Source organism: Lentzea sp. NPDC006480 (assembly GCF_040611995.1).
Taxonomy (GTDB): Bacteria; Actinomycetota; Actinomycetes; order Mycobacteriales; family Pseudonocardiaceae; genus Lentzea.
Genome location: NZ_JBEXPJ010000280.1, coordinates 1 through 6,669, shown reverse-complemented (window position 1 = coordinate 6,669; position 6,669 = coordinate 1). Strand labels below are relative to the sequence as shown.

Annotated in this window: 10 protein-coding genes; 2 read left to right on the top strand and 8 right to left on the bottom strand. The window is 68.7% G+C overall.

Features of this window, described 5'->3' with window-relative positions:
* Nucleotides 1–280: 280 nt before the first annotated feature.
* Together ABZX92_RS44650 and ABZX92_RS44645 are read right to left on the bottom strand one after the other, a co-directional pair.
* Nucleotides 281–928 carry a response regulator transcription factor gene (locus tag ABZX92_RS44650; RefSeq protein WP_355572083.1) on the bottom strand — a complete coding sequence of 216 codons (648 nt, stop codon included), beginning with the start codon at nucleotides 926–928 and terminating at the stop codon, nucleotides 281–283.
* Nucleotides 925–2,190, bottom strand: coding sequence for a sensor histidine kinase (locus tag ABZX92_RS44645; protein ID WP_355572081.1), 1,266 nt, complete (start codon nucleotides 2,188–2,190; stop codon nucleotides 925–927). The genes ABZX92_RS44650 and ABZX92_RS44645 overlap by 4 nt, the downstream gene beginning before the upstream one ends.
* Nucleotides 2,191–2,373: 183 nt before the next feature.
* Here ABZX92_RS44645 and ABZX92_RS44640 point away from each other — a divergent pair, with 183 nt between their 5' ends.
* On the top strand, nucleotides 2,374–3,576 hold the full coding sequence (locus ABZX92_RS44640) for an ABC transporter substrate-binding protein (protein ID WP_355572079.1): 1,203 nt from the start codon (nucleotides 2,374–2,376) through the stop codon (nucleotides 3,574–3,576).
* A 14-nt stretch (nucleotides 3,577–3,590) separates the two neighbouring features.
* Entirely contained in the window at nucleotides 3,591–4,340 is a 750-nt protein-coding gene (locus ABZX92_RS44635) for an MBL fold metallo-hydrolase (RefSeq protein ID WP_355572077.1), read from the top strand.
* On the opposite strand, the gene ABZX92_RS44630 is transcribed toward ABZX92_RS44635, so the two are convergent.
* The 6 genes from ABZX92_RS44630 to ABZX92_RS44605 all read right to left on the bottom strand — a co-directional run.
* Complete coding sequence (locus ABZX92_RS44630) at nucleotides 4,305–4,961, bottom strand: GvpL/GvpF family gas vesicle protein (protein ID WP_355572075.1); 657 nt, start codon at nucleotides 4,959–4,961, stop codon at nucleotides 4,305–4,307. The genes ABZX92_RS44635 and ABZX92_RS44630 overlap by 36 nt on opposite strands.
* Complete coding sequence (gene gvpJ / locus ABZX92_RS44625) at nucleotides 4,958–5,290, bottom strand: gas vesicle protein GvpJ (RefSeq protein WP_355572073.1); 333 nt, start codon at nucleotides 5,288–5,290, stop codon at nucleotides 4,958–4,960. The genes ABZX92_RS44630 and gvpJ (ABZX92_RS44625) overlap by 4 nt, the downstream gene beginning before the upstream one ends.
* 2 nt (nucleotides 5,291–5,292) lie before the next feature.
* Nucleotides 5,293–5,556 carry a gas vesicle protein K gene (locus ABZX92_RS44620; protein ID WP_355572071.1) on the bottom strand — a complete coding sequence of 88 codons (264 nt, stop codon included), beginning with the start codon at nucleotides 5,554–5,556 and terminating at the stop codon, nucleotides 5,293–5,295.
* Complete coding sequence (gene gvpJ, locus ABZX92_RS44615; RefSeq protein ID WP_082115206.1) at nucleotides 5,553–5,705, bottom strand: gas vesicle protein GvpJ; 153 nt, start codon at nucleotides 5,703–5,705, stop codon at nucleotides 5,553–5,555. The genes ABZX92_RS44620 and gvpJ (ABZX92_RS44615) overlap by 4 nt, the downstream gene beginning before the upstream one ends.
* Nucleotides 5,698–6,378, bottom strand: a complete 681-nt coding sequence (locus tag ABZX92_RS44610) for a GvpL/GvpF family gas vesicle protein (RefSeq protein ID WP_355572069.1) — start codon at nucleotides 6,376–6,378, stop codon at nucleotides 5,698–5,700. The genes gvpJ (ABZX92_RS44615) and ABZX92_RS44610 overlap by 8 nt, the downstream gene beginning before the upstream one ends.
* Nucleotides 6,375–6,669: gas vesicle protein (locus ABZX92_RS44605; RefSeq protein ID WP_355572067.1), on the bottom strand; the 295-nt coding region annotated here is incomplete at its 5' end. The genes ABZX92_RS44605 and ABZX92_RS44610, both read right to left, overlap by 4 nt.

Sequence of the window (6,669 nt, the reverse complement as noted above, 5' to 3'; positions counted from 1 at the left end):
CGGCCTCCAACAACTCGTCACCCTCACACGCGATCGCACAATCCGCCAGGACATGCAGACGCTGCGCCTGATGATAGGCAATCTGCTTCTCATGAAAATCGAGAGCATCGAGAACCTCGACGACGTCCATACCCCCAATTCTATTCGAGATCATTTTCCAAAAAGGGGGCTAGCGGCCACACAATCGAGTGAACCCGCAGGTCAAGCAAGGTGCCATAGGTGCCGTGCGTCGTTTTTCTCTCTCGACGCAACCCACACCGTCGCCGCAAGGCGCCAAAGCTCAACCACCAGGAGTGACAATCCCCTGCTCATACGCAAAAACGACCGCATGCGTCCGATCCCGCAACCCCAGCTTGGCCAGCACCCGCGACACATGCGTCTTCACCGTCGTCTCCCCCAGGAACAACGCCGCCGCGATCTCCGCGTTCGACGCACCCTTCGCCAACTCCACCAGCACCTCGAACTCCCGGTCAGTCAACGACGGCGGCCGCGTCCGCTCGGGCCGCGCAGTGCTGAAGCGAGCAATCACCCGCCGGGTCACCTCGGGCGACAACAAAGCGTCCCCACGAGCCACCACCCGCACGGACTCGACCAGGTCCTCCGGCGAGGCGTTCTTCAGCAGGAACCCGCTGGCCCCAGCCTGCAGCGCCTCGAACAGGTAGTCCTCGCGGTCGAACGTCGTCAGGATGACCACGCGGGTGCCGTGGCCCGCGGAGAGGATCTGCCGGGTGGCTTCGAGGCCGTCCATGCGCGGCATCTGGACGTCCATCAGCACGACGTCCGGCCGCAACGACGACACCAAGGACACGGCATCGACGCCGTCGCCTGCCTCGCCGACCACCTCGATGCCCGGCTCGGTGCCCAGGATGACGCGGAAGCCGGCGCGGACCAGGTCCTGGTCGTCGGCCAGCACGACGCGCAGGCTCACGCGGTCTCCTCCGAAGAAGCAGTGGGAAGCGAGGCGCGCACGAGATAGCCCGCGTCACGCCGTGGGCCCGCTTCGAGCGATCCGCCGTGCACGGCGAGACGTTCGCGCATCCCGACGAGTCCGAACCCGGAGTCCGACACGACGGAACGACCGCGTCCGTCGTCGGTGATCTCCAGTTCCAGCGCACTGTCGAGGAACCGCATGCGCACGTCGACGTGTTGGGCGCCCGCGTGTTTGACGACGTTCGTCAACGCCTCCTGCACCACCCGGTACGCCGACAGCGCGACGGCCGACGACACCTCTCGCGGCGAGCCGTAGACGCCGTGCGAGACCTCCAAGCCGGCGGCGCGGGCGTTGTCGAGCAGCTCAGGCAGGTCGTCCAAACCAGGCGCGGCACGGAGATCGGGTTCCGCGTCCGCCCGCAGCACACCCAGCAGGCCGCGCAGTTCGTTGATCGCGGTCCGGGCGGTCTGCTCGACGGTCTGCAGGGCGTCGCGGGCCAGCGCCGGATCGGAGTCCAGGACGCGGCGCGCGGCACCGGCCTGGATACCCATCACCGACACGTGGTGCGCCACCACGTCGTGCAGGTCGCGGGCGATCCGCATGCGTTCCGCCGCGAGGGCTCCACGCGTGTTCTGCTCCTGCGAACGCCGCAGCTCCTCGGCCTGGAACTCCAGCTGGGCCTGGCGCCGGGCGGCCGTCCACGCCATCTCGCCCACCACGTAGGCGAAGACGAAGAAGAAGATGTTGAACTCAAGTCCGTAAAGGACACTGGCGAGCGTCGGGTCCATCGGGCCCGCGGCCTTGTTGAAGCTCTGCACCGGGCCCAGCAGCGCCCGCACGAGGCTGAAGCCCAGCCACAGGAACATCGCGACGATCACGCCGATGCGGGACCAGCGCGCGACCACGCGGTTCCGCTCCCACGCGCCGACGGTGAAGATCGTGAGGAAGAGGATCGCGGACGGCACCAGGTTGTCGCCGAGCTGCCGGACCTGCGCGGCGATGAACAACGCCGACACCACGAGCATGACGGCCAGCGGGTAGCGGCGGCGCACCACCAGCGGCACGGACAGGGCGAGCACCCAGGCGAGTTGTTCGCGCAGGTCGGGAGCCCGGCCGAAGGCGAACGCGCCCACGCTGTTGACCAGCACGGTGAACTCGACCGCGCACAACAGCACGAGCGCGGCGATGCCGAGGTCGCGCCGTCGTTGCGCCGGTGTCGGACCGGGCCGCCGCCACTCGTTCCACACGGGCTCTTCCACCCGATCACGGTACCCGGCAGGCCATTTACATCGGAAATCGAAGTTATTCACCCTCGGGGGTGTTTCAGGCCACAAAATTGGACTGGCTGACACCTGTTACCCAATACTCCACGCTACCGCCGAGTAACTCCCCCTGCGACGAGGCCTGGTATGTCCATTCGCCATGTATTCTTGTCGGCCACGATGCTGGTCGGCACACTCACCGCCTGCGCCTCCGGAAACCAGGACGACGTGCCCGTTCGCACTGGTCCTGGCGTCACGGCTGAATCGATTTCGCTCGGCGTGCTGACCGACATGACAGGCCCGTTCAAAGCGTCGTCGGTTTCCCGCATTCGCGGATACGAACTTTATCTGGACACCGTCAACAAACGCGGCGGAGTGTGCGGGCGGCACATCGAGCTGAAGCAGAAGGACCACGCGTACGACGTCCAGAAGGCGCTCGACGGCTATTTCGAGCTCGAACCCCGGGTGCTGGGTTTCATCGACGTCTCCGGCACGCCGATGACCGCGGCCATCGAGCCCGACCTCATGCAGACCAGGGCGCTGACCGTGCCCAGCTCGTGGGCCGCCTCCCTGCTCGGCAACCCGCACATGATGATCGTCGGCACCACCTACGACCTCGACATCATCAACGGCCTCGACCACTTCAAGCGCAAGGGCGCGCTCGCGGCCGGCGACACGATCGCCCACCTGCACCTGCGCGGCAGCTTCGGCGACAACGCGCTGGAGGGAAGCCGGTTCGTCGCGGACAACTGGGGCATGAAGGTCTCCGAGCAGGCCGTCACCGAGACCACCGCGAACCTGATCGAGCAGATCACCGCGCTGAAGGCGTCCGGGGCCAAGGTCCTGGTCCTCAGCCTGACCCCGCCGCAGACCGCGGCGGCCGTCGGCATCGCCGCGCAGCTCGGGTGGACGGCGCCGATCCTGTCCAGCGCCGTCAGCTACGACCCGGCGATCATGGAGTCGCCGGTCGCGCCGGTGTTCGCCAAGCAGGTCGTGCTCACCTCGCCGGTCGCGCCGTGGAGCGCCGACGTGGAAGGCGTCCGCGAGCTGCGCGCCGGCTACCAGGAACGGTGGCCGAACGAGCCGGGCACGCTGAACACCGTGCACGGCTACACCGTGGCGACGGCGTACGTCGCCGTGCTGGAGAAGGCCTGCGCCAAGAAGGACCTGACGCGCGACGGCGTGCTGCGCGCGTTCCACGACACCAACAACATCAAGGTCAAGGGGCTGACCGGCGATCTGCGGTTCTCGCTGGTGGGACGGCCGTCCGCGACCCAGTCGTACATGTCGCGGCCGGACAGCAAAGTCCCCGGCACGCTGAAGGTCGAGGAGAACCTCTTCGAGTCGGAACTGGTGAAGCTCAAGGGCACCCGCGCGCGTTGATCTAGCGTGGACGCATGGGACTCGATCTGACCGTGCTCGGGTGCGCGACGCCGTACCCGAGCGCGGACAACCCGTGCTCCGGCTACCTGGTGTCCACTGGAGACACTCGCTTGTGGATGGACGCGGGCACCGGCACGCTAGGACCGTTGCAGCGCCACACAAAACTGCAGGACGTCGACGCGATCTGGATCTCGCACCTGCACGCGGACCACAGCGCCGATCTGCTCACCGCCTACTACGCCCTGCTGTTCGCGGACATCGACCGCGCCCCGATTCCGCTCCTCGGCCCGCCCGGCATCGCCGACCGGCTCGCCGGGTTCCTCACGAACGGCCCGGAGCGCAGCCCGGTCGAGTCCGCGTTCGAGATCACCGAGCTGCACGACGGGCACACCGCGGAAGTCGGCTCGATGCGGCTCACCACAGCCGCGGTGGAGCACGGCATCCCGGCGTTCGCGGTGCGGATCGAAGCGGGTACCTCCCTCACGTACTCCGGCGACACCGCTCCGTGCGCGAGCCTGGTCGAGCTGGCCCGCGGTACCGACGTGCTGCTGTGCGAGGCCGAAAGCGCCACCAAGTCCGAAGTCCACCACACACCCGAGGACGCCGGCGGGACTGCGAGAGCAGCAGGTGCGGGCCGGTTGATCGTGACGCACGTGGGCCGTTTCCTGACGCCGCAGGAAGCAGTCACTCGTGCGTCGTCCCGTTACGACGGTCCCGTCGACTTCGCCTCACCAGCCCCAGCGCGACGCGGGCTGACTCGGTGACAGGTCGAGGAAGTGGAACGCCGGCAACGGACCGGTGCAGGTCGCGGTGACCCCGTCGAGCGCGGCCACCGCGGCACGCACCGCCCCGACGTGGTCCAGCGGCACGAGCAACGCGCGGAGCTCCTCGGTGGGTTCGCCCGTGTCCAGCAACGCGACCGAACGAGCCGCCACCGGCGCGAGCAGCTCGTCGGCCTGCTTGCGGCGCCACACCACGACGTCCCGGACGATCTGCTCGCCCTGCGCGAGGGTGAACGTCCCCTCCCGGTAGACGGCGTGCAGCGCGGTGTCCTCGTCGAACACCAGGCGCACGTGCAGTTCGGCCAGGCCGTCAAGCTCGTCGAGATGCCGGCGCAGCACGGGCGCGGTGAACGCGAGCACGGCGGCGCGGGCGGCGGCCTCGTCCACCGCGGTGGTGCCGATGCGCAGTGGCAGCACCGGACCGCCCGGCAGCAACGCGCACAACCCGGCGAGATGCGCGGTCGCTTCCTGGTCGGTCAGCGCACGGTTCTCCACCCGGTCACTGACCACCACGGCGAGATCTTCCAGTGCCACCAACCGGAACCGCGACTCGCCGGGAAGCCGGTGGCTCGCCCGCACGACGCCGTGCAGGAACAGGCTCACTGCTGGTGCTCCTCCACCTGGAGCGGGGCGGGGTTGACCATCGCGGGTGCGACCACGGCGGGCGCCAGCAGGCCGTACGTGCCGGTGATGCCCTGCGGAACCGGCGGTGGCGCGATCATGCCCCGGCGGGTCGCTTCGAGCCGTTGCATCGCTTCCAGGTAACGGATGTAGGTGTCGACGCTCGCGATCACGACCTTGATGTCGATGGCCAGGATCTCGATGCCGATCAACGAGACCCGCACCGATGCGTCGATCACGAGTCCCTTGTCCAGCAGGACGTTCAACACGTCGGCGAGGCCGCCGGAGTTGGGGATGGCAGGAGCGGTCACGATCATGTCCTCTCGTGCGGAAGCAGACTCGCGATGTCGACGGGAAGCCGGACGCCGGAGATGTCCGGCTCTCCCAGCGCCTCGCGCAGTGCCGCGAACTGACGTTGCAGTGAGATCAGCGCCTGGCCGAGGTTCTCCACCTCCTGTGCGGTCAACGTGCCCGCGTCCACCCGGCGCAGCGCCTGACGTTCGAGCAGCTCGCACACGAGCTCCAGGACGGCCACGACGATCCGGCCGAGTCCCTTGCCCGCGTCCTGCGCGCTCACCCGCCGATGCCGATCAGCAGCAGCCGGAGGTCGAGGCGGATCAGCTCGACGCCCGCCAGCGCGATGACCACGTCGCCGCGCACCACCGCGCCCCGGTGCACCACGCGGTCGAGCAGGTCGACGAGGCTCGCGGCGTTCTGTTCAGGCATCGGCGAACTCCACGGTCGTGAACGAGTACGGCGGCCAGGGTCCGGTGATCTCCGCCGTCAGTCCCAGGTCGGCGGTCGACCGTTCGACCTCGGCGCGGAAGTCGTGCTCAGCGGCGGCGTCGACCAGGTACGCCGCGTCGAGGAGCAAGCCGGTGGCATCGCGGCGAGTGGCCTCGGCGGCCCGTCCGGTCAGTGCCTCGTGCAGGGTCTCCGCACCACGCCGCGCCACGTCGGCGTCAGTCAGGCGCCGGCGACGCTGAGCCAGGTACGCCGTCCCCGACAACCCGCTCAGGTCCTCCGGCACCCGCGCGGCCGTGCGCACCCGGACTCCCCACTCGCGGCGGCCGTCCACCCGGTCCAGCCACGCCCGCGCCTCCTCGTGGCGGGCGCCGAGCAGACGCACGGCGGCGTCGATGCTCTCCAGCACGGTGCCGAACCGCAGCGGCAGCACCGGTTCGTGCTCGAACACCGCGCGCACCACGGAGTCGTGGTAACGCGCCAGCACGGCCAGCGGACTGTCCTCCGCCGCCTCCTCGAACTCGAGCCCGGCGAACAGGTCCAGCTCGACCTCGGCCACGACGAGCGCCAGGCCGCGGTGCCCGACGAGCCACGGTCCGGCGAGGTCGAGCTGCCGGTCCCTGGTGATCGCGTACGCGTACAGGCCGCGGCTCATGCTCGTTTCTCCTCCAGCGCGCGTTCCAGCGCCGCGACGCGATCGCGCAGTTCGACGTTCTGCTGCTCAAGTTCATGTTTTTCGGCCGGCCGAACCGCTTTCGGCGAGAAGAACGGGTCGTCCGTCCACCAGTCCATGCCCATCTCACGAGCCGTCTGCGCGGAGGCGACGAAAAGCCGCACCCGCAACGTGAGCAGCTCGATGTCCACCACCGACACGGCAATGTCGCCGACGATCACCACGCCTTTGTCCAGAACGCGTTCCAGCGTGTCCGCGAGCGAACTGGGTCTG

Excerpts from the sequence above, each read along its gene's own strand:
- ABZX92_RS44640 (WP_355572079.1), top strand. The coding sequence starts at position 2,374 with ATGCTGGTCGGCACACTCACCGCCTGCGCCTCCGGAAACCAGGACGAC.
- ABZX92_RS44635 (WP_355572077.1), top strand. The coding sequence starts at position 3,591 with ATGGGACTCGATCTGACCGTGCTCGGGTGCGCGACGCCGTACCCGAGC.
- gvpJ (WP_082115206.1), bottom strand. The coding sequence starts at position 5,705 with ATGCCTGAACAGAACGCCGCGAGCCTCGTCGACCTGCTCGACCGCGTG.
- ABZX92_RS44610 (WP_355572069.1), bottom strand. The coding sequence starts at position 6,378 with ATGAGCCGCGGCCTGTACGCGTACGCGATCACCAGGGACCGGCAGCTC.